The organism is Brochothrix campestris FSL F6-1037, from assembly GCF_000525915.1.
Taxonomy (GTDB): domain Bacteria; phylum Bacillota; class Bacilli; order Lactobacillales; family Listeriaceae; genus Brochothrix; species Brochothrix campestris.
The window spans coordinates 20,659-42,453 of the sequence record NZ_AODH01000030.1 but is presented as its reverse complement, the minus strand read 5'-3'; the positions used below and the strand labels follow the sequence as shown (position 1 = coordinate 42,453).

Sequence of the window (21,795 nt, the reverse complement as noted above, 5' to 3'; positions counted from 1 at the left end):
ACCTTTTAATAGTAATTTTGTTTCCGTTTTCCCTTTAATTAAAATGAAATACGCTCTTATCATTTAATTTAGAGTGTCATACAGCCGATATTTATTTGAAAATAATATCTGAATTTTCATAAAATCGTGCTAAAAACGGCCCTTTACAGCATTTGTTCAAATTGACAAACCAAAAGACCCGACGATAAATTCGTCGGGTCCCCGTTTGTAGACAAAATCTAAAAAGACGTCATTTCTTCTTTAATTGTTGCTTTTTCACTTATCGTTACCGATGCCTATTTATACGTCACTATTTGCTAGGCGACACCTTTATTTCTGATAAATAATAGCTTCATATGGTCGTAGCCCTTGCAAGTTAGCGAAGTCAGGTGTTTGCTCATAATTACCTAACAAAGTTTCGAACGGGCCTTCAACAGCCAACGAAGGGCGTTCAGTCACTGCCGTATCACTCATATTAGCAATAACTAACAGTGTCGCAGTAGCTGTCGTCCTTGTATAGACAAAGAGGGCTCTGTCTGCCGGCAACAACAGTTCAAATTTACCCTCACGGAAAACGGGCTCACTTTTACGCAACGCAATGAGGCGTTGATAGTAATGATAAATCGAGTTTTGTTGATTCAATGCAGCCGCGACATTGATTTCTTGATAGCGCGGATTGACGTTTAACCACGGTGTACCCGTTGTAAAGCCAGCATGTGTGCTCGCATCCCATTGCATCGGTGTACGCGCATGGTCACGGGCTTTAAGATGAACAGCAGTCATAAATTCCTCTGCTGATAACAACTGTCGTTGCTCAACCAAATCACGGTAGGCATTATGTATCTCGACGTCATCGTAGTCACGCAATTCAAACTGATTGTTGACCATGCCAATTTCTTCACCTTGATAAATAAACGGCGTCCCTTTTAAGCCGTGAAGTACCGTTGCAAAGGCAGTTGCACTCGCTTCGCGATAAGTCGTATCATTGCCCCAACGCGAAACAACACGGGCTTGGTCATGATTTTCAAAGTAGAGTGTGTTCCAACCGTTATCATTCAGCCCATCTTGCCATAAGGCCAAATCTTGTTTCAGCGCGACCAGGTCGAACGGTTTAACAGCCCACTTTCCGAGTTGCTCCGTCGGTTGTGTATCAATATCCATATGTGAAAAAGTGAAAATCATATTTAATTCCGCCCGCTTTGGATCGGTAAACAGTTTCGCAGCTTCGACATCAGAACCGTTGCCTTCACCGACCGTCATCGCCCCAAACGGTTGTAACACTTCACGATGCATCTCTCTTAAATACTCATGCAAGCGCGGACCATTGGAATGATATTCACCGACAACGTAGTGTTCATCACTATCATAAGACGGAAAAGTCTGGTCTTTTGAAATTGAGCCAATCACATCCATCCGCCAACCATCAACCCCTTTTGCCATCCAAAAACGCATTAAATCATAAATTTCTTCACGTAATTGCGGGTTTTCCCAATTGAGATCGGGTTGTTCTTTCAAGAAATAATGAAGGTAATATTGTTCAGTCACATCGTCCCATTGCCAAGCACTACCCGAAAACATTGAGCCCCAATTATTCGGTGGCGAGCCATCCGCTTGTGCATCTTTCCATATATAGTAATCACGATATGGATTATCCTTCGCTTTTTTGCTCTCAAGAAACCAACGGTGTTGATCCGAAGAATGATTGGCAACTAAGTCCATAATAATTTTCAAACCACGGGCATGGGCCTCATCGATCAGCTGATACATATCGGCATTCGTTCCAAACCGTGGATCAATCATGCGATAATCACTAACATCATAGCCGTTATCTTTTTGTGGCGACATAAAAATCGGACTCAACCACAGGGCATCTACACCTAACTTAGCCAAATAGTCTAACTTTTGAATGACCCCTTGTAAATCACCAAAGCCATCACCGTTGCTATCTTTAAAACTACGGGGGTAAATTTGATACACCACGGCATCCTTCCACCATTCCATCGAATTCCCTCCTTTAAATTGTATCGAACGTATAAACACTCTGATATTGTTTCGTTTCGCCTGCCTCGATCACAATATTACCAAAGTCGGGGTGATGAATCGCATCAGGTAACATTTGTGGTTCAATCGCCAAACCGAGTTGTGAACACATCGGTCGTGTGTCATTCACCACATAGGCTTCGTTCATTCCAGTCGTCGAAAACAGCACAACCGCAGCCGCTGTCGTCGCGATTTGCAGGCGACGACCACTGCTATCATCCGTAACAGTTACCGCAGAAGGTGCCTGTGGTTGCAGCAAAAAGGGCGTGTCTAAACCAGCCGCTTCTGCCTGACAAAATTGCGTAATTGTTTGACCTGAACGAAAATCAAAGGCCGTTCCGGCAACTGGCAACAAACGGCCAGTCGGACATTTCGTCTCATCGACTTCGGCCATCTTATCAGCCGCAACCTTTACCTGATGTTCACTCACGGTCGCCTTCAAGCCACCACTCAAATTAAAATAACTATGATTGGTCGGATTAAATAATGTGCGTGTGTCGCTGTGTCCCGTTGTCGTAATCGTCATTCGGTTATCGGCTTGCAATTCATACGTTACTCGCATCGTCAACGTTCCCGGATAACCTTGATCACCCGCTGGCAGAACGATACACATAGTGACGGCTGAATCAGTCACACTTTCAATCACCCACACACGATGACTAACATTATTTATGCCACCATGAATATGCTGATTGCCTTCGTTTTGACTTAATTGAATAGTGTCCCAGCGACCATCGCGAATACGACCGGCCACGCGTCCAATCGTTGCCCCAAAGTAAGGCGAGTCGTTAACATAGCTCGCCAAATCGCCAAACCCTAACACGACGTTTTCTAATACGCCATGGCGGTCTGGCACATCTAGCGCTAACAAGGTCGCACCATAATTCATCACCGCGAGACGTAGCCCTTGTGCATTCGTCAGTTCGACTTTTTCGACCAATTCACCGGCGACTGTGCCAAAAGCTGAACGTTGCATCGCACTCATAACTGAGCCGCTTCCCATACTGATTTAACCGTCGCTAATTTGAGACCTGCTGTGCTGGCAAAAATATGATTGGCTGGCGCCAGTTCAGTCTCATCTCCTACAGCAATCGACACCATCTTGGCCGCGTTAATCGCTTCAACACCGGCAAGGGCATCTTCGACACCGACACAGTCACTTGGCGCTACGTTTAACTGGGCAGCAGCAGTAAGGTAAATATCCGGTGCCGGTTTACCTGCGGCTAACTGAGCAGGATCAACAATCGTATCAAAGCGCTCACTTAACCCTAACTTACTCAGAATAAATGGCCCGTTGCGACTAGCTGATGCCAGTGCCACCGACAAACCTGCAGCTGCAATCTCATCTAAGAATGCTACAATTCCTGGTAAAATATCGTTAGCATCTAAACGGCTAATTAACTGTAAGTAGTTGTCGTTCTTACGCTCGGCAAACTGGTCTAATTGAACTTGACTATAAAGACCAGTTTTACCACCGTGCGCTAAAATACGCGCTAACGATTCGGTGCGACTAATGCCCTTTAACTGCTCGTTGAATTGTCCATCAATTGTAATCCCTAACTCCGTCGCTAGCTGTTGCCACGCCACAAAGTGAAAACGGGCTGTATCAGCAATCACGCCATCTAAATCAAAAATAACGGCTTTCATCTTTACGCCTCCTTTGTTAAAGCGACAGTTTGTTCGTCCACTTTAATTGTAATTGACTCACCTGAAATGAGCGTCACCTTTGTACCAGTCTCATCGACACTAATAAGTAACAGACGGCCACGGAAGTTAATATGGAAGCTATAATTATCCCATTTTTGCGGAAGAAAGGCCTTAAATGACAGTTCATCATTGCTGACACGCATGCCCGCAAACCCTTGGACAATCGCTAACCAACTCCCTGTCATCGAAGTGATGTGTAAGCCATCTTCTGTATCGTTGTTGTAGTTATCTAGATCAAGGCGAGCGGTGCGTTCATACATTTCAACCGCCTTATCCTCATAGCGGATTTCCGCTGCTAAAATTGCATGCACACTTGGCGATAAACTTGACTCATGTACGGTTAACGGCTCATAGAAATCAAAGTTTTGTTGTTTTTGGGCGCGCGTGAATCGTTCAGGGAAGTAGTAGATACCTTGCAAAACATCGGCTTGTTTAATATAAGGCGAACGTAAAATGCGGTCCCATGACCAGTTTTGATTTAGCGGTAACGCCGTTGGATCAAGCTCAGCTACCGGTGTCAAATCCTTATCTAAGAACGTATCATGTTGTAAAAAGATCCCTTCTGTTTCATCTGTTGGCAAATACATTTTAGCTGCAATGTCGCCCCACTGTTTTAATTCAGCCACCGATATGTTCAAGGCTGCTCGCTTTGCTTGACTCAGTTTCGGTAACGTTTCAATCGCGTAGTTCAAGGTCCATTGTGCCATGAAATTGGTGTACCAGTTATTGTTGACGTTGTTTTCGTATTCATTCGGACCTGTGACACCGTGAATCATATACGTATCATTTCGTTTTGAGTAATGCACGCGGTCGGCCCAGAAGCGCGCGACTTCAACAATCACATCAATACCTTTGTCGAGTAAGTACGTTTCATCGCCAGTATAGTTCGCATGGTTATAAATAGCGTACACCATCGAGCCGTTACGATGAATTTCTTCAAAGGTAATTTCCCATTCGTTATGACATTCCACACCCGTAAAAGTTACCATCGGATAAAGTGCACCCGCAAGCCCTTGTTGACGAGCATTATGTTGTGCCTGTGGCAATTGTTGGTGACGGTAAGCAAGGAGGTTTTCAGTTACCTCAGGCGCTGCTAATGCCAAGTAAAACGGAATTGCAAACGCTTCGGTATCCCAGTAAGTGGCACCACCATATTTTTCGCCCGTAAAACCTTTTGGCCCGATGTTGAGGCGTGAATCTTCGCCGTAATAAGTCGCGAATAATTGGAAGATATTAAAACGAATGCCCTGTTGTGCTGATGCATCGCCTCCGATAACAACGTCAGCCAGTTCCCAGCGTTGATGCCATAAGCGTTCATGTGCCGCTTTTGTATCGTCATATGACTGTGGTGCTAACGCAGTCACTAACCGTTCAATTTCAGTCTTAATCGCTGTGACGGTTTCAAAATCACGTGATGTTACAACGAGCACTCGTTTGCCAATCGTTGCAACCGCGGCTTCAGCTAAGTTTGCTTCATACGCAACTGCAACAGCCGCGGCTTTAACGGCTGGTGTTAATGCCTCAAATCCGGTTTGGCTATGAGTCATTTTAAATCCCACAGTAAAACGTGGAATATTAAAATCGTTCGCTATCGTACGGCCAATCAATAAGCAGGACTCACTCGTCGCTTCTTTTTCAACCACTTCCCAAAACTTATCATCATAGTTGGCATCTTCATTGCTGACATCCGCATCAATCGCAGAAACGACTTTAACACTAGCAGGTGCACCCTTATTTTCAAAGCTGACTTGAACCTCGCATAATTCTTTTGTCGCAATGCTCACAAACCGCTCAACCGTAATCTTAACGCGTTTTTCGCCTTTATGAACAACAAATGAACGGGTCAGAACACCATTGTACATATCTAATGCTTGTTCATAGTCGCTTACCTCATCAACGTATAAGTCGACTTCCTCACCATCAATGAAAAACTGCATTTTTAAAAAGTTAACCGTATTAATGACTTTACCAAAATAATCGGGGTAACCATTCTTCCACCAACCAACGCGTGTTTTATCTGGGTACCATACACCAGCTAAGTAGATACCTTCGTGTTTGTCACCTGAATAGGTCTCTTCGAACATGCCACGCATGCCCATATAACCATTACCGATACTCGTTAAACTCTCTTGCAGACGTTTCTCTGCTTTATTTAAGGTCGTTGTTGTTACCTTCCAACTATCAATAATTGTTTGTGTCTCTGTCATTTTAATTCCTCCTATGGTTACGGTCCGAAATAAACCGTTTTCATTTCTATGATTCCATAATACTACGCAAACGTTTGCACTGTCAATTGTTTACTTACCCTCCTTTAATCTAAAAACATCTTTTAAAATCCGCTTGACATTTGTAAGCGATAACAATTATACTTTAAGCAAACGTTTGCATAAGCGTTACTAAGGAGGAATTTCAATGAAACAATTACTATCTTTTGAGTTTTGGCAAAAGTTCGGCAAAACCTTACTGGTTGTTGTCGCCGTTATGCCAGCAGCTGGTTTAATGATCAGCCTCGGTAAAATCTTCGCCATGTTCGACATTACCTTTTTCACTCGTGTTGGCGCTGTCACCGAACAAATCGGTTGGGGCATCATTACCAACTTAGCCATTTTATTCGCAATTGCGATTGGTGGCTCTTGGGCCAAAGAAAAAGCCGGCGGTGCCTTTGCCGCGCTAATCGCCTTTATTCTTATTAATACGATCACAGGCGCAATCTTCGGTGTTTCTTCCGACATGTTAACAACGGACGGAGCAACAACGACGACCTTATTCGGCACTAAGATTTTAGTGAACGGTTACTTTACTTCTATTCTAGGTGCACCCGCCTTAAACATGGGTGTATTCGTCGGTATCATTGCCGGCTTCCTCGGTGGTAACTTATACAATAAGTATTACAACTACCGCAAACTGCCAGATGCCCTTGCTTTTTTCAACGGCAAACGCTTCGTACCGTTCATGGTTATCTTCTGGTCAATTATTATTGCCTTAATTATGGCAATTGTTTGGCCATTCATCCAAACAGGCATTAACAAGTTTGGGATTTGGATTGCGATGTCATCTGCCTCGGCACCCTTTATCGCACCATTTATTTACGGAACACTCGAACGTCTGTTGCTACCCTTTGGTTTACACCACATGTTAACGATTCCGATTAACTACACGTCATTGGGCGGTACCTATACCATTATGTCAGGCGCCAATGCCGGGCAACAAGTATTCGGGCAAGATCCTTTATGGCTCGCTTGGGCAAGTGATTTATCTCAGTTCAAAAGCATTGGTGATATGGCGTCATATAACAATTTAGTTGATACTATCACTCCCGCCCGTTTTAAAGTCGGACAAATGATTGGTGCGACAGGAACATTAATGGGGATTGCATTAGCAATGTATCGTCGTGTTGATAGCGACAAACGCAAGAAATACAAATCAGTGTTCTTCTCTGCTGCAATTGCTGTCTTTTTAACTGGGGTTACGGAGCCACTTGAATTTATGTTCATGTTCTGCGCACCATTACTGTATGTAGTGTATGCCTTCATCCAAGGCTTAAGCTTCGGTTTAGCAGATATCATTTCACTGCGGTTACATTCCTTTGGTAACCTTGAGTTATTAACACGTTTACCACTTTCACTCAAAGCCGGCTTAGGACTTGATATTATTAATTACATCATCTCATGTATTGTCTTCTTCGCCATCGCTTACTTCGTGGCCTACTTCTTAATCGGCCGTTTTAAATTTGCGACACCAGGTCGTTTAGGCAACTACATCGATGATATTCCTAGTGATGATTCAGCTGAGACATCAGCTAGTAAAATTGCAACAGCTGATAAGCAAGTGCAAGGCATCATCGCTTGTCTCGGTGGCGCCGATAACATTATTGACGTCGATGCCTGTATGACTCGTCTGCGCGTCAGTGTAAAAGACGCCAACATTGTCGGTGATGAAGCTGAATGGAAAATGCTTGGCGCCTTAGGTTTAGTGAAAAAAGACACTGGTATCCAAGCGATATACGGACCAAAAGCAGATGTTTTAAAATCCGATATTAACGATACGTTAGGTTTATAAGATGAACTGTTTAACCTTAAATAGTCATAGTTTAATGGGCGAGTACGCTCGATTCAAGTTGCTACCTTAGCAGACTTCATTGCAGCCGAAGCAATTGATGTGATTGCCTTACAAGAGGTTAACCAAACGATGACCGCCGCACCATTAAAATCTAACGACCGTTACCTAGCTGTGACAAGAACGCAACTACGGGCTGATAACTTCGCGGTCGAGCTTATTGCTGCCTTGGCAGAACGCGAACTCAATTATTATTTCAGCTGGCTCCCTTGCCATATCGGTTACGATCGTTACGACGAAGGTGTTGCAATGCTAACCAAAACAGCACCGATTGCTACCAAAACGATACACTTCTCAGAAACGAGCGCTTATGATGATTACCATACACGCCAGGCGGTTGGTGTCCAGCTTGCCAACAACGATTGGTTCTTCAGCATTCATAGTGGTTGGTGGCAAAGTGACGGTTCCGAATTCAGCTATCAATGGCAGAAACTGACATCCGCATTGGCTACGCTGGCTGGTCGGCAGTTTTTACTCGGCGACTTTAATAATCCAGCCCACCTTCCAAAGCAAGGCTATGCGCGTATTTTAGCTGACGGCTGGTATGATACGTACAACCTCGCGACTCATAAAGATGACGGTGTGACAGTTAGTGGCGCAATTGATGGTTGGCGTGAGAACCAGGCTAACGACAAGCGGATTGACTTTATCTTTTGCAATCAAAAAGTTGACGTCTACGAAGCGCGTAGCGTCTTTAACGGACGCAACGAACCTGTTATCTCTGATCATTATGGGGTCTATGTTCGCATAAAAAACTAATAAAAAACCAGTTACAACGATTAACACAATCGCTGTAACTGGTTTTTTTATTGCTTGCAAATCGCATATTCAGCGCACAACTAACTTATGTGGCACAATGATTTTCGATACGAGCGCATCCTTTGACTCAATGTATTTCATCATTAACACAACGGCCTCAATCCCCAGTTGTTTCGCATGAATATCAATCGAACTAAAGGCCGGGCTACTCATCTGTGAAAAGAGCGAGTTATTAAAGCTGACGATTTGTCGTGTCGTGTGCGTACTGCCGTTAATCGCTTGTTGAACCATCAAACCAATGATGTCATCTGAGGTGACGAAGGCGCTCACTTGCGGATGTTCTTTTAGCCAGGCATCAAAACTTGCTCGCCCATCGGCTAACAAGCCCTCAGCGACGTTAAACGTATATTCATTTGTAAGTCCAGCCAGACGCAATGCTCGGCGAAAGCCTGTAAAACGATCGAGATTGAATAACTGTTCTTCATTGTTATACACAAAGGCGATTTGGTCATGTCCAGCCGCAATTAAATGTTCCGTCGCATCTTTCGCTGCTAAAATATTATCATTATCAACATAAGGCGTTTCATTTTCATACACAACTGGTTTCCCGACTACGGTATAGCCGATTTTTTGCTCATGTAAATAATCAACGACAGGATCATTCATCTTTGAATAAAGCAAGATGAAATTTTGAATCCGACCGCGTTTGACCATCGTCGCGACATTTTCAACCAATTCCTCATTTGTATCACCAGTCGCAATCGTCACCATATACTGGCGTTCATTGCATTCTTGATTAATACCACGTAAGATTTCCATAAAAAAAGGATTTTGAAAAATTGCCGGCCCGGCCACCGGTAAAATCACGCCAATTGTATTACTCGTTTTGTTCGCTAAATTGCGGGCCGCATAGTTGGGTTCATAACCGAGTTCTTTCATTGCGTTAAAAACGAGCTGTTTTGTTTCATCACTAATGACTTTGTTATGATGCATCGCTCGCGAAGCAGTTGATGTTGAAACACCTGCTAACGCTGCAACGTCTTTAATTGTTACCATCGTCTTAGCCCCATTCATTATAATCTACTACTAGTATACAATAAAGCGGCGCTAATCGCTTGCAAAGTGGTACTTAATATTTAACAATTCCATCTGGGTATTTCATCGCGTATTCTTCATATGTTAAGCCGCTGTCAAATACTTTTTTGGCCAACGATTGGCCGATGTAGCGAAAATGCCATGATTCATATTCGTAACCGGTAATCGCGTCTTTGCCTTCGGGAAAACGTAAAATATAGCCATATTTATAAGACTCTTTTGCGAGCCACTTGCCTTCGGCCGTTGTTTCAAACCCTTGTTCGGCTGCAAATTCTCCCGCCGCATTGCTAATATCGATCGCCAAGCCGCTTTGATGTTCACTGGTGCCTGGCAACGCACTATATGTTAAGGCCTTTTCTTTACCATCTTGTTGCACGTAACCATCAAATATACTAACCTGAGTATCATACGAACGGAAGGCTGAAACGCCTGATAAATGGATAGCTTGTTTCTTCGCTGCAGCAAACATCGTTTCTAGATGAGTTGCCGCTTCTTGCCGTAACATACTACGCTCAACCACTTGCTCACCAAACACAAACGGTACATCAGGATGGACCAAATCGGTCGGCGTATAACCATCAGGAAACTTATTATGCTTATTCACGAGTGCATTAATACGCTCTGGCTCTTTTATCGTCACTACACCTTCTGTATTAAGGACAACTGTCGCTTCGACCTTCTTTTTTTTCGGTTGAATCGGTTGTGCTTTTCTCCTCAGATACTGCGACATTATTTGTTGTTGGTTTGGCGGTCTCTGTCTTAGCTGCTGAACAACCGCCCAACGCTAATAAAAGCAGTGTTGTTCCTACAATGATACGTTTTTCTGTTTTCAACGTAAAAATCCTCCTTGAAATAGCAACAATCGTTACTTTTCATTTCGTACAGTTGTACTTTATCTATTTTAAACACTTTCACCCTTTTTTTCCATTAATTATCTAAAAAAAAGACCTTTTTTAACATAATTCACCTCAGAAACGTTTAAGACAAAAAACAGGATGGCTAATTGCCATCCTGCTTGTTAAACCCCATTAATTACTTCGGCTTGACGTAATTAACCCCGTTTGCCTTCGGTCCTTCAGCCTTACCGATTAAACCAGCAAGCGCAAAAATCGTTAGGACATACGGTAAAATTTGCATAATAATCGTTGGCCAATGGCTGAAGAATGGCAATGAACCACCAATAACAGCGAGCGACTGAGCGAAACCAAAGAATAAACCAGCACCTAAGGCGCCGAGTGGGTTCCACTTCCCGAAGATTAACGCAGCTAACGCCATAAAACCTTGACCAGCAATCGTTGTCGCATTGAAGTTATTAGTAAATGACTGTGCGTATATTGCACCACCAATCCCACCTAACATTCCTGACATAATGACTGCCATATAACGCATACGATTGACTTTAATCCCCATTGTATCCGCCGCTAATGGGTTTTCACCAACTGAGCGTAAACGGAGACCAAAAACAGTTTTGTTCAAAACAAACCAGATTACAATCGCAACAATAATCGCGATGTATGAATAGTATGAGATACGTTGAAAGAAGATTTCACCGATAATTGGAATATCTTTTAATAATGGGATATTACTATAATCGACATTTTGAGAAATCGTTTCTGTTTGGCCTTTGCCATAAATAATTTTAGTTAAAAAGACAGTTAAACCGAGGGCCAAGAAGTTCAACGCCGTACCGCTGATAATATGGTCCGCTCTAAACGTAATCGTTGCAACCGCATGAAAGAGGGCAAATACACCACTACAAACCATCGCAAATAAAGTCGCAATTAACGTTGTCCATACACCAAATGTATCAGCAAACGTTAAGTTAAAAACAATCCCTGAAAAGGCACCCATAATCATTAAGCCTTCTAGCCCGATGTTGACGACACCAGCACGTTCTGACAACAAACCACCTAACGATGTAAAAATAAGCGGCGCTGCCATTAATAAAGTTGACGAAACAATTAATGATAATGTATCCATCGTTTAGCGCCCTCCTTTCTTAGACAGTTTTTCCATTGCCCATTGGATGATATAGCTTGCAGCTACAAAGAAAATAATGAGCGCAATCACAATATTAACCAATTCATTCGGAATACCGGCCTCAACTGAAATCGTTGTTTTACCGATGTTTAAGGCCGCAAATAGGAATGAAGAAAAGAGAATCCCAATTGGAGATAATGCTCCTAGTAAGGCAACCGCAATCCCATCAAACCCAATGCCGGATACTGATCCTTGCGTGAAGGCAAAACCAAAGGTACCGAGACCTTCCATCGCGCCTGCCATCCCTGCCAAAAAGCCAGAAATAAGCATTGCTAATATAATATTACGACGCACATTCATACCAGCGTAATGCGCCGCATTTTCGTTGTAACCAATCGCTTCAAATTCATAACCGGTTGTCGTTTTCTTCATAAAGATCCAGATAATAACAACGAAGACAAGCGAGATAATTAAGCCCCAATGCAAGGTTGAAAACTGGGTAATATCTTCTAAAAACGGCGATTTTAATGATGCCGTCTCTTTAATCACGTCAGTTTGATCTTTACCATCTGAGAAAACACCATGAATCAGCCAGTTAAACACATAAAGCGCGATGTAGTTCATCATAATCGTGATGATAACTTCATTAACTTTTAGATAAGCTTTTAGTAAACCGGGTACAAACGCCCATAAGGCACCACACAGACCACCAATTAAAATAGCAAGTGGCAAGTGGATGAACTTAGGTAAATCAAACAACGTACCTGCCCAAACAGCACCAATCCAACCCATTAACAGTTGACCTTGTGCCCCAATATTGAACATGTTCATTTTGTAGGCAACGGCAATCGCTAGACCAACTAAAATATAGGGTGTCGTTAAACGCAGGGTTTCGCCTAAGTAATAACTATTACCAAAGGCGCCGTACGCTAACGCACTGTACCCCGCAATTGGATCATAGCCAAATGCTAGCATGATGATTGCGCCAATGAGTAAGCCAAGTACAATCGAAGAGACTGAAATAATTAAGCCTTGCCACCGATTAGTCATGCATTCCCACCTCGCTCATCTTTTTATGTCCCGCCATATATAAGCCGAGTTCTTGTTCGTTCGTTTCGTTTGCATTCAGCACCGCGACGATTTCTCCTTCATAAATAACCGCAATTCGGTCACTCACATTTAAAATTTCTTCGAGTTCATAAGACATTAGCATAACTGCCCGTCCTAAATCTCGTTGCTCAATGAGGCGCTTATGAATAAATTCAATCGCACCGACATCGAGTCCACGCGTTGGTTGCGCTGCAATTAACAACTTAGGCGATCGTGTAATTTCACGGGCAATGATAGCCTTCTGTTGATTACCACCCGATAATTTACCAGCTGGTACATGTTCACTGCTTGTACGCACGTCATATTCTGCAATTAGACGATTTGCAAACTGATCAATTTCTTTTTGATTAAGAAATCCATGCTTGCTTAATGGTGTTTTGTAATACGTTTGGAGTGCTATATTGTTAGCTAGAGACATTTCCAACACAAGTCCGTGTTTATGACGGTCTTCTGGAATATGACCTAGACCTTTTTCCGTAATTTGACGAGGTTTTAAATTGTGTATCTTTTCCCCCGATAATTGAATACTGCCCTTTTTCACCTTGCGCAAGCCAGTAATCGCTTCAATCAATTCAGTTTGTCCATTGCCATCGATGCCTGCGATGCCTAAAACTTCGCCGGCCTTCACTTCGAGACTTAAATGTGATACTTTCTCAATCTTATGTTTTTCCTCGGTAACAACCAAATCATTAATTGCTAATACGACTTCCTGCGGATTTGCTGCTTTTTTTGCGGTTGAGAACAACACCGTACGACCGACCATCATATTTGCTAAGTTCTGAGGTGACGTATCTGAGACGTTAACGGTACCAATCCCTTCACCTTTACGAATAACTGTCACGCGATCACAAACGGTCATAATTTCTTTTAATTTATGTGTAATTAAAATAATTGACTTACCTTCTTTAACAAGACGCTTCATAATCGCCATTAAATCAATGATTTCTTGCGGTGTTAAGACGGCGGTCGGTTCATCAAAAATCAAAATATCGGCGCCACGGTATAACGTTTTTAAAATTTCAACCCGTTGTTGCATTCCAACACCAATTTGATCGATGCGCTTATACGGATCAATTTGCAAGCCATATTTATCTGATAAAGCAACAATTTCAGCAATTGCTTCTTTTTTCTTAATTAAACCTAAACGTGACGGTTCATGTCCTAAAATGATATTTTCGGCCACAGTAAATTTATCAATGAGCATAAAATGTTGATGCACCATTCCGATACCAAGATCATTTGCTTTATTCGGACTTGAGATCCGTTCTGTTTTACCTTTGACTTTAATTTCACCGCCATCGAGTTCATACAAACCAAATAAGACGTTCATTAACGTCGATTTACCTGCGCCATTTTCGCCTAATAACGCATGAATTTCACCAGGTTTAACCTGTAAATTTATGTTGTTATTTGCTACAAAGTCGCCAAACTGTTTGCGAATATTTAACATCTCAACCACATATTCCAAAAAGGCGTCCTCCTACATTCAATTTTTTAATTAAAAAAGCTGGACATCGAAATGACCAGCCATTACTCATATCATTACTTGTTTTGTTTACCTATGGTTTTTCTGGCACTTTAATATCGCCAGCTGTAATTTTTTCTTTGTATTCTTTTACTTTGTCTAACACTTTTGCGTCAATGTTATCTGTTGAATCTGCAATCCCAACAGCATCATCTTCTAAGCCGTAAACAGTTGTTTTTCCACCAGGGAATTTACCATCTTTAGCTAATTTAGATGTTTCTTGGACTGCGATATCCACACGTTTGATTTGTGACGCTAAAGCAACATTGTATGTTTTGTCACCTGTTTTAACTTCACCTTGATCGGCTTGGTCACGGTCAACACCCATGAACCAAATTTCACGTGATGGATCTTCTTTTTTCAAGTTACGCGCTTCAGTGAAAGCACCGTTACCTGATGCACCAGCTGCAGAAAGAATAATATCTGCATCGTCATTGTACATTGTTGCTGCAATTTGTTGTCCTTTATCAGCTGCGACAAATGAACCAACATATTTCACATCAACTTTAGCTTTAGGGTTTGATTCCTTAACACCAGCAGTGAAACCAGCTTCGAAACGACCGACAACTTCACCTTCCATACCGCCGATAAAGCCAACATGGTTTGTTTTAGTTGTTAATCCGGCAATTACGCCCATTAAGTATGCACCTTCGTTATCCGCAAAACGAATACTTGCAATGTTATCAACGCCTTCTACCACGTCATCAATCAATGCGAAATGTGCCTCTTTTTGTTGTTTAGCTGTTTCAGTTACGGCTTTTGTTAATTGGAAACCAACACCGAAAACAAGGTCGAAATTACTACGAACAGCGCTGTTTAAGTTTGTTTTGTAATCTGCTTCATTGGCAGATTGGAAGTAGTCATAGCCTGACTTACCTTTTTCTAAGCCATTATCTTTCCCAAACTGTTTCATACCTTCCCAAGCTGATTGGTTAAATGAACGATCATCTACCCCACCTTGGTCAGTTACCATTGCAACTGTAAATTTGTCATCTTTTTTGTCCTCAGCTTTTTTCGTTTCTTTATTACCACATGCTGCTAAAAATGAAGATAAAACGACAACCATAATTAATACAACTGCTAACGAGCGTTTTTTCATCAGTTGTTCCTCCCCTTAATCCTTTTTTGTAAAAACACGATTGTTGTAATTGCTTACACAATATAACTTACGTGTTTAGTTTACTCTATAGAATATATCATGTTAAAGCTAATAAATAAACAGAAAATTAGTTTTTTTTGAAATGATTAAATTTTCTGACTATTGACCGTTAAAAAAACTCACAAATAACAAGTGGTTTAAAATGCCACCGTTTATTTGTGATTCTTTTTTTAGATTGTTTCAATCGCTTCAAGGAATACATCACTAATATGCTCCGCAATTTGAATACGACGTGTAATGAGCGGCTCATCATCATCACTACCGATTGGCAACGGGAACTGATACAATGTTGGGTCTTCATCATCTAATTTAATATAATAGTTATCGCCAGTACCTGCAGGTTCACTTCCAATACAAATATAATTCAAGTGTACTAAATCAATGCCCGGAAATTCTTCCATTGTTTCTTCAATAATATACTGTGGTTCAAAAAATTCAATCGCTGTTTCACCACTGTAGTTTTCATTGGTGGTTTCAACATTCCAACGCAATTCCAAGTTGATAATCGGATAGTCCCCGATCAGCTCACGATACCATTTCGGCAATTTAACGGGTAGTTCTTTCGCTAACATTTTCAATTCTTCTTTTGAGGCTTTACGACCCGTTAACTTGACCTCTGCATCATCTGCTGCTTCGAAAAATTTTTCTATAGCATTTCCTAATTTAGGCTGCAATTATCTCTCACTCTTTTCAATTGATTTTATAATTAAGAAGCGACTTCTTACTCTCTCTATAACACAAATTGTGTATTCATCTCTATTATAATATGTTTTGTCTGCTTTTAAAAGGGTTTCCTTTAAACTGATAGCGATCAAGATGACTTTCCATCTTTAAGTAGGAGTAAACCGTGGAACACTTGCAAATCATCATCGCATTCTTCACAAAAACTCTTTTCTTCCTCGCACCAGAAGGCCGCCTGCTGTTCTTTCACCTGATGATACGGGTATGTTGTGGCTAACCTCTCAAACGCTGACTGATAGGCCGTAAGTGCGAGCGATTCAGTCGCTAACTGTCGTTCTGAGATGATGTCTTCTCGCCAATCTTCAAAGAACCACCACGGCTCATTAAAACTTTCTGTTTCGATAACAGTCCAATGCATCGGTGTCACACCCTTTCGTACAAAGTTAATTATTTGAGCAAGGCTACTACTTCTATAGTAAGGTTCCTTCTCCCATATTTCAATTAAAACGTGTTAAACTAATAAAAAAAGGAGTGATTACCATCGCATCGCGACACAGTTGTCGTATTCAAGCATTCGGTACCGTCCAGGGGGTTGGCTTTCGTTATGGTACCTTATTTTTAGCGAAAAAGCTAGATATTACAGGAACGGTTGAAAACTTACCCGATGAAAGTGTCTTAATACTGGCCCAAGGTTCTGAAGATGCTTTACTCACCTTTATTGCGCGCTTAGAAAAAGGACCGACGCGAGCAGCAAACGTCACTCATTTAGTAATCAGTTGGGAAAACGGCTCAGTTTCTACAACCGATTTCACCATCATCTAATTAAAAAAGCTAACGACCTTTCCGCACGTTTGCGTGATTGGACGTTAGCTTTTTGTTAACTCTTTTTAAGGTTTTGTTTTTTTTGCTGTTTTTTTTTCGAGCGGTTTGAATAACTTCTTCTTCCATTAACGGTAAACTAATGGTAACAGTCGTTCCGATGCCCACTTCACTCGTTGCAGTTATCTCTCCACGATAGCTAACGACCAATTGTTTTGCAATCGCTAATCCAAGTCCGTTACCACCCACTTCACGCGTTCGTGCTTTATCGACACGATAAAAACGATTAAACACTTTATCAACTTCGGTTGGGTCGATGCCGACTCCATAATCAATCACATTAATGACTGCTTTATTAGCGACCTCTGTCAAGGTGATTTTAATCTCCTTGCGTTCGCTCGAATATTTTACGGCATTGTCAAACAGGATAATTAAGATTTGTTCCAGATGATTCCGTAAAATGAGCGAGCGTAATACCAAATGTGGATTATGTTCATACGTGATTTCAAAGCCCTCATGCAAAATTTCAAAATTGCGCTTTACTTGTTCCACAGCCTCATTTAAATTAGTAATTTGTAACTCAGCTGTATTTGATACTTGTTCAGCACGTGATAAATCAAGCATTTCCTGCACTAACTTTTTCATCCGTTTCACCTCAAACAGCGAGGCATTGAGTGATTCTTCTAACACGGACGGATCATCCTTGCCCCAGCGATTGAGAAGGTTCAGGTGCCCTTCAATGATTTGAACAGGTGTTCGCAGCTCATGCGAGGCATCTTCGACAAAGTGTTTTTGTTGTTCATAGGTAACTTCCATCCGATGCATCATATCATTATAAATCATCAATAGTTCACTAATTTCATCCTCGGCATCAATGTTTTTCACCCGCGCCTTAAAACCACTTTCACGACTGTTAATCATCGAGCGTGCTAAATCTTTAATTGGCTGTAGTAAATGCAACGCCATTACATAACCTAGTAAGGCACTAAAGATTAAGGCGATAAAATCTAAGATAAGCAAGGTCCAAAACAAGTATTTCATCAATGAATTGACGCTCGTTAACGGATTAATCACCTGCACATAGCCAATAATATCGGCATTATTTTGCAATATCGGTTTATAACCTACAATCATGCGACTGCCTTTAATCGTTTTTTCACTGACCGTTAAAGCCTCAACTTTTTCGAGTGGAATATCGTATTTTTCTTCACCACCGTATTGCGCCGGATACCATGTACTGCCATCCGCCTTCAATATACGGACAATGAGGCCTCGATTATAAATATTTTCATTGAGGCTCTCATTATCAATCGGAAACTCTGTTGCACTCACATCGAGCCACTTTTTTCCGACCAGTGAAAAAGCAACATTATTCAAGGCTGTTTGCACCTTTGTTTTTTCTTCATTTAATAACATCGTCGCAACGCCTTGATAGATGGCGACCGCAAAAACAGAGAACGTTAAAAAAAATCGCGACGCTTGTACCGAGCATCCACTTATATTTTAAAGACCTGTTTTTAACATTGAGCATTTTATGAACTCTCATGTACGCATCACATAACCTGTTCCGCGCACGGTTTGGATATAACTTTCTTCACCCGGACGATCGATTTTATTACGCAGATAGCGGATGTAAACATCAACAACATTCGTTTCAACTTCTGTTTCATAGCCCCAAACCTTATTAAGTAAGACTTCTCGTGTTAAGACGATGTTAATATTACCCATTAATGTTAACAACAAATCGTATTCACGTTTCGTTAAATCGATGACTTCGTCACCCACTAACACAATCCGACTCTCTTTTTCAACCGTTAAATCACGGTAAGTAAAGGTCGTTTGTTTTTTAGTCGTTTCCGTATGTTCAACTCGACGCAACAACGAGCGAAGGCGCGCTAATAGTTCTTCAATCGCAAACGGCTTCACGATGTAATCATCGGCCCCGTGGTCAAGACCTGACACGCGGTCCATCACACTATCACGTGCGGTTAGCATAATAATCGGTGTCTGTTTACCATTTTGGCGAATGCGACGGCAAATTTCAATGCCATTTAAACTCGGTAACATTAAATCAAGTAAGATGGCATCCCACTCGCTGGTTAGCGCCAACTCTAAGCCTTCTCGTCCATCGTTAGCAATTGTCACTTTATAATTTTCATGTTGTAATTCAAGTTCAACAAAACGTGCTAAGTTTTTTTCATCTTCGATTAATAGTATATTACTCATGTTCGAACCTCCACCTTCAATTTATCCTATGTCTTGTTATTATAGCGATAATTAGCCGTTATTTAAAGTTTAAAGGTTTTTTGCAACAAAAAACAGGTGAAAACAGAAAACTGCTTTTACCTGTCGACCTGCGACGGAATACGGTCGCTCTCATTTTTCTTCCAAGTCGGGCGCTTCTAACGGTTAAAATCACTTTTAATCTATCCAGTTCTTTTAACCAGAAGGCTTCAACTTTCAGATAAACGCTTGCGATGGAATATAGTCGCGCTCATTTTTCTTCCAAGTCGAGCGCTTCTAACAGTTAAAATCACTTTTAATCTTATAAACATCATAAGAACCGAGTACTTTAACCTTGCCACCAAGCAAACCAATTTCACTTAAGGCATTGGCCAATAGGCGGTTGTCTGCTCCGACATCCAAATCAATGTGAAAAAAGTATTGACCGAGGCGTGTTTTAGTTGGACGTGATTCAATTTTGCTCATATTGATATTGCGCCAAGCAAAGGTTGAAAGCATACTATGTAACGTTCCCGAGTCATTATCTGGCAACTTCAACAAAATCGTTGTTTTCGTTTCAATTGCGTCAGCTTCATTCGGAATAACGGTGTCACTCATCGCGATAAAACGCGTCTCATTTTGGCTATTGCCTTGGGCGTTCGGGCATACAACGTTCAGTTGATAATGCTCCGCTGCAAACAACGGTGCAATTGCTAATATATTTTCATCTGGATGCTGTGCGACATACTCAGCCGCAAAAGCTGTACTCGAAACGGCCACCCGTTCAATATACGGAAAATGATTCGTTAAATAATCATGACACTGCGCCAACCCTTGCGGATGCGACAACACCTTCGTTGCCTGATGCCAATCATGTTTACCATCTTGATTAATCATGATGTTTTGTGAAATCGGCAAAATATACTCACCTCGAATTAGCGGCACATCATTTTGATATAAATAATCCAATGTAACGTTTACGGTTCCTTCAATCGCATTTTCAAATGGGACGAGACAGGCATCAACTTGTTTTGCAACAACTGCATCAAGGCATTCTGAAATAGTTGCAAATGCGGTATGCTGCTCTGTGGGAAATGCACGATGGACTGCCTGAAACGAAAAAGTTCCAATCGGTCCTAAATAGCCAATATTCACTCAATTCACTCTCCTTAAATAAAAAGCAAAGTCAAAAATGACTTTGCTTTGATTATTTCCTTGCTTAATCCATGAACTCGAATTCAAATTCAATAATACGAACTAAATCGCCATCTTTAGCGCCACGGTCACGCAACGCTTGATCGACACCAAGCGAACGTAATTGACGTGTGAAACGTGTCACTGACACTTCACGATCGAAGTTTGTCATTGCGAACAGACGCTCAATTTCAGAGCCACTTAAGACCCAAACAGCATCTGATCCACGCGTGATTTCAAAGTCTGGTGAATCAGCCTTATGTTTGTACATCACGACTTGTTCTTCAGTCGGTTCATTGTTCATTGGGAAGTACTCTGTTGTTTCTAATTTGTTAGCAATTTCTAATAACAGATTGTTTAAACCTGTTTTAGTTAAAGCCGAAATCGGGAAGACAGGATACAAACTATCAATTTGTTTTTTGAATGTTTCTAAGTTTTCTTCTGCACCAGGCATATCCATTTTATTGGCTACAATAATTTGGGGACGCTCTAACAAGCGGAAGTTGTATTGTGATAATTCATCGTTGATTTTGTTGAAGTCATCGAACGGATCGCGACCTTCAGTTCCTGCCATATCGATAACATGCACAATAACACGCGTACGTTCGATGTGTTTCAAGAACTGGTGGCCTAAACCAACACCCAATGAAGCACCTTCAATTAAACCAGGTAAGTCGGCCATTGCGAAACTACGATGATCGGGTGTATCAACCATTCCGAGGTTTGGTGTCAGCGTTGTAAAGTGATAATCGGCAATCTTAGGGCGCGCTGATGTAACAACCGATAATAATGTTGATTTCCCAACACTTGGAAAACCTACTAAACCAACATCGGCAAGCACTTTTAATTCAAGTTCTAAGTTACGTTCTTCGCCTGGTTCACCGTTTTCACTAATTTCTGGTGCTGGGTTGGCAGGTGTCGCAAAACGACGATTACCACGGCCATGACGACCCCCTTTAGCAACAACAGCACGTTGACCGTGTGTCACTAAATCGGCAATTAATTCGCCAGTATCGGCATCTTTAACGATTGTACCTGGTGGAACTGGTACAACATAATCAGGGGCACCATGTCCGTGCATCCCTTTACTCATCCCGTTTTCACCTGGGTTTCCTTTAAAGTGACGCTTGTAACGAAAATCAACAAGGGTTCTTAAGCCTTCTTCAACTTCGAAAACGACTGATCCACCTTTACCACCATCGCCACCGGCAGGTCCACCATTCGCTACAAACTTTTCACGACGGAAAGCAACCATACCATCGCCACCATCGCCACCTTTTACATATATCTTAACTCCATCTACAAACATCATATTCGGTTTCCTCAATTCTTTACTTCATTACTTATCATTATATCTTAAGTCCTGCGATAAGTAAAACAACGATTCTTCAAAATCAGCCTTATTTAA

Annotated in this window: 20 protein-coding genes; 3 read left to right on the top strand and 17 right to left on the bottom strand. The window is 41.6% G+C overall.

Features of this window, described 5'->3' with window-relative positions; all coding sequences use genetic code 11:
• Positions 1 to 309: 309 nt before the first annotated feature.
• From BCAMP_RS07360 to BCAMP_RS07345, 4 genes are read right to left on the bottom strand one after another with little or no spacing between them, the layout of a single operon-like run.
• Positions 310 to 1,980, bottom strand: a complete 1,671-nt coding sequence (locus tag BCAMP_RS07360) for a glycoside hydrolase family 13 protein (protein ID WP_035314807.1) — start codon at positions 1,978 to 1,980, stop codon at positions 310 to 312.
• Positions 1,981 to 1,993: 13 nt separating this feature from the next.
• Entirely contained in the window at positions 1,994 to 3,004 is a 1,011-nt protein-coding gene (locus tag BCAMP_RS07355) for an aldose epimerase family protein (RefSeq protein ID WP_035314806.1), read from the bottom strand.
• Positions 3,001 to 3,666 (bottom strand): beta-phosphoglucomutase, encoded by a 666-nt coding sequence (gene pgmB, locus BCAMP_RS07350; RefSeq protein WP_035314805.1) that lies wholly within the window; start codon positions 3,664 to 3,666, stop codon positions 3,001 to 3,003. The genes BCAMP_RS07355 and pgmB overlap by 4 nt, the downstream gene beginning before the upstream one ends.
• Before the next feature lie 2 nt (positions 3,667 to 3,668).
• On the bottom strand, positions 3,669 to 5,933 hold the full coding sequence (locus tag BCAMP_RS07345; RefSeq protein ID WP_035314804.1) for a glycoside hydrolase family 65 protein: 2,265 nt from the start codon (positions 5,931 to 5,933) through the stop codon (positions 3,669 to 3,671).
• 205 nt (positions 5,934 to 6,138) lie between these two features.
• Here BCAMP_RS07345 and BCAMP_RS07340 point away from each other — a divergent pair, with 205 nt between their 5' ends.
• Together BCAMP_RS07340 and BCAMP_RS07335 are read left to right on the top strand one after the other, a co-directional pair.
• On the top strand, positions 6,139 to 7,785 hold the full coding sequence (locus BCAMP_RS07340) for a PTS transporter subunit IIBC (protein ID WP_035314803.1): 1,647 nt from the start codon (positions 6,139 to 6,141) through the stop codon (positions 7,783 to 7,785).
• A 51-nt stretch (positions 7,786 to 7,836) separates the two neighbouring features.
• Positions 7,837 to 8,601 carry an endonuclease/exonuclease/phosphatase family protein gene (locus BCAMP_RS07335; RefSeq protein WP_084038670.1) on the top strand — a complete coding sequence of 255 codons (765 nt, stop codon included), beginning with the start codon at positions 7,837 to 7,839 and terminating at the stop codon, positions 8,599 to 8,601.
• A gap of 69 nt (positions 8,602 to 8,670) precedes the next feature.
• Here the strand turns inward: BCAMP_RS07335 and BCAMP_RS07330 are convergent, their stop codons facing one another.
• The 9 genes from BCAMP_RS07330 to BCAMP_RS07290 all read right to left on the bottom strand — a co-directional run bounded on the left by BCAMP_RS07330 (position 8,671) and on the right by BCAMP_RS07290 (position 16,569).
• Entirely contained in the window at positions 8,671 to 9,657 is a 987-nt protein-coding gene (locus tag BCAMP_RS07330; protein ID WP_035314801.1) for a LacI family DNA-binding transcriptional regulator, read from the bottom strand.
• 73 nt (positions 9,658 to 9,730) lie between these two features.
• Positions 9,731 to 10,336 carry a M15 family metallopeptidase gene (locus BCAMP_RS07325; protein ID WP_232217943.1) on the bottom strand — a complete coding sequence of 202 codons (606 nt, stop codon included), beginning with the start codon at positions 10,334 to 10,336 and terminating at the stop codon, positions 9,731 to 9,733.
• 13 nt (positions 10,337 to 10,349) lie between these two features.
• Positions 10,350 to 10,529: a hypothetical protein gene (locus BCAMP_RS13535; RefSeq protein WP_035314800.1), complete on the bottom strand. Its 180-nt coding sequence runs from the start codon at positions 10,527 to 10,529 to the stop codon at positions 10,350 to 10,352.
• A gap of 199 nt (positions 10,530 to 10,728) precedes the next feature.
• Positions 10,729 to 11,676, bottom strand: coding sequence for an ABC transporter permease (locus tag BCAMP_RS07315; protein ID WP_035314799.1), 948 nt, complete (start codon positions 11,674 to 11,676; stop codon positions 10,729 to 10,731).
• 3 nt (positions 11,677 to 11,679) lie between these two features.
• Entirely contained in the window at positions 11,680 to 12,726 is a 1,047-nt protein-coding gene (locus BCAMP_RS07310; protein WP_035314796.1) for an ABC transporter permease, read from the bottom strand.
• Entirely contained in the window at positions 12,719 to 14,254 is a 1,536-nt protein-coding gene (locus BCAMP_RS07305) for an ABC transporter ATP-binding protein (protein ID WP_035314795.1), read from the bottom strand. The genes BCAMP_RS07310 and BCAMP_RS07305 overlap by 8 nt, the downstream gene beginning before the upstream one ends.
• 91 nt (positions 14,255 to 14,345) lie before the next feature.
• Positions 14,346 to 15,410: a BMP family lipoprotein gene (locus BCAMP_RS07300; RefSeq protein ID WP_035314794.1), complete on the bottom strand. Its 1,065-nt coding sequence runs from the start codon at positions 15,408 to 15,410 to the stop codon at positions 14,346 to 14,348.
• Positions 15,411 to 15,640: 230 nt separating this feature from the next.
• The gene (locus BCAMP_RS07295; RefSeq protein ID WP_035314793.1) at positions 15,641 to 16,144 is read right to left on the bottom strand and encodes an SMI1/KNR4 family protein; all 504 of its coding nucleotides are present in this window, start codon (positions 16,142 to 16,144) and stop codon (positions 15,641 to 15,643) included.
• A gap of 137 nt (positions 16,145 to 16,281) precedes the next feature.
• Positions 16,282 to 16,569, bottom strand: coding sequence for a DUF1033 family protein (locus tag BCAMP_RS07290; protein ID WP_035314791.1), 288 nt, complete (start codon positions 16,567 to 16,569; stop codon positions 16,282 to 16,284).
• Positions 16,570 to 16,682: 113 nt separating this feature from the next.
• Here BCAMP_RS07290 and BCAMP_RS07285 point away from each other — a divergent pair, with 113 nt between their 5' ends.
• Complete coding sequence (locus tag BCAMP_RS07285) at positions 16,683 to 16,973, top strand: acylphosphatase (RefSeq protein WP_232217942.1); 291 nt, start codon at positions 16,683 to 16,685, stop codon at positions 16,971 to 16,973.
• 9 nt (positions 16,974 to 16,982) lie between these two features.
• Here the strand turns inward: BCAMP_RS07285 and BCAMP_RS07280 are convergent, their stop codons facing one another.
• The 4 genes from BCAMP_RS07280 to obgE all read right to left on the bottom strand — a co-directional run bounded on the left by BCAMP_RS07280 (position 16,983) and on the right by obgE (position 21,696).
• The gene (locus BCAMP_RS07280; protein WP_232217941.1) at positions 16,983 to 18,386 is read right to left on the bottom strand and encodes a HAMP domain-containing sensor histidine kinase; all 1,404 of its coding nucleotides are present in this window, start codon (positions 18,384 to 18,386) and stop codon (positions 16,983 to 16,985) included.
• Between the two features lie 126 nt (positions 18,387 to 18,512).
• The gene (locus BCAMP_RS07275) at positions 18,513 to 19,196 is read right to left on the bottom strand and encodes a response regulator transcription factor (RefSeq protein ID WP_035314790.1); all 684 of its coding nucleotides are present in this window, start codon (positions 19,194 to 19,196) and stop codon (positions 18,513 to 18,515) included.
• A 294-nt stretch (positions 19,197 to 19,490) separates the two neighbouring features.
• Positions 19,491 to 20,348 carry a prephenate dehydratase gene (gene pheA, locus BCAMP_RS07270; protein WP_035314789.1) on the bottom strand — a complete coding sequence of 286 codons (858 nt, stop codon included), beginning with the start codon at positions 20,346 to 20,348 and terminating at the stop codon, positions 19,491 to 19,493.
• A 64-nt stretch (positions 20,349 to 20,412) separates the two neighbouring features.
• Positions 20,413 to 21,696 carry a GTPase ObgE gene (gene obgE, locus BCAMP_RS07265; RefSeq protein ID WP_035314820.1) on the bottom strand — a complete coding sequence of 428 codons (1,284 nt, stop codon included), beginning with the start codon at positions 21,694 to 21,696 and terminating at the stop codon, positions 20,413 to 20,415.
• Between the last annotated feature and the right edge of the window lie 99 nt (positions 21,697 to 21,795).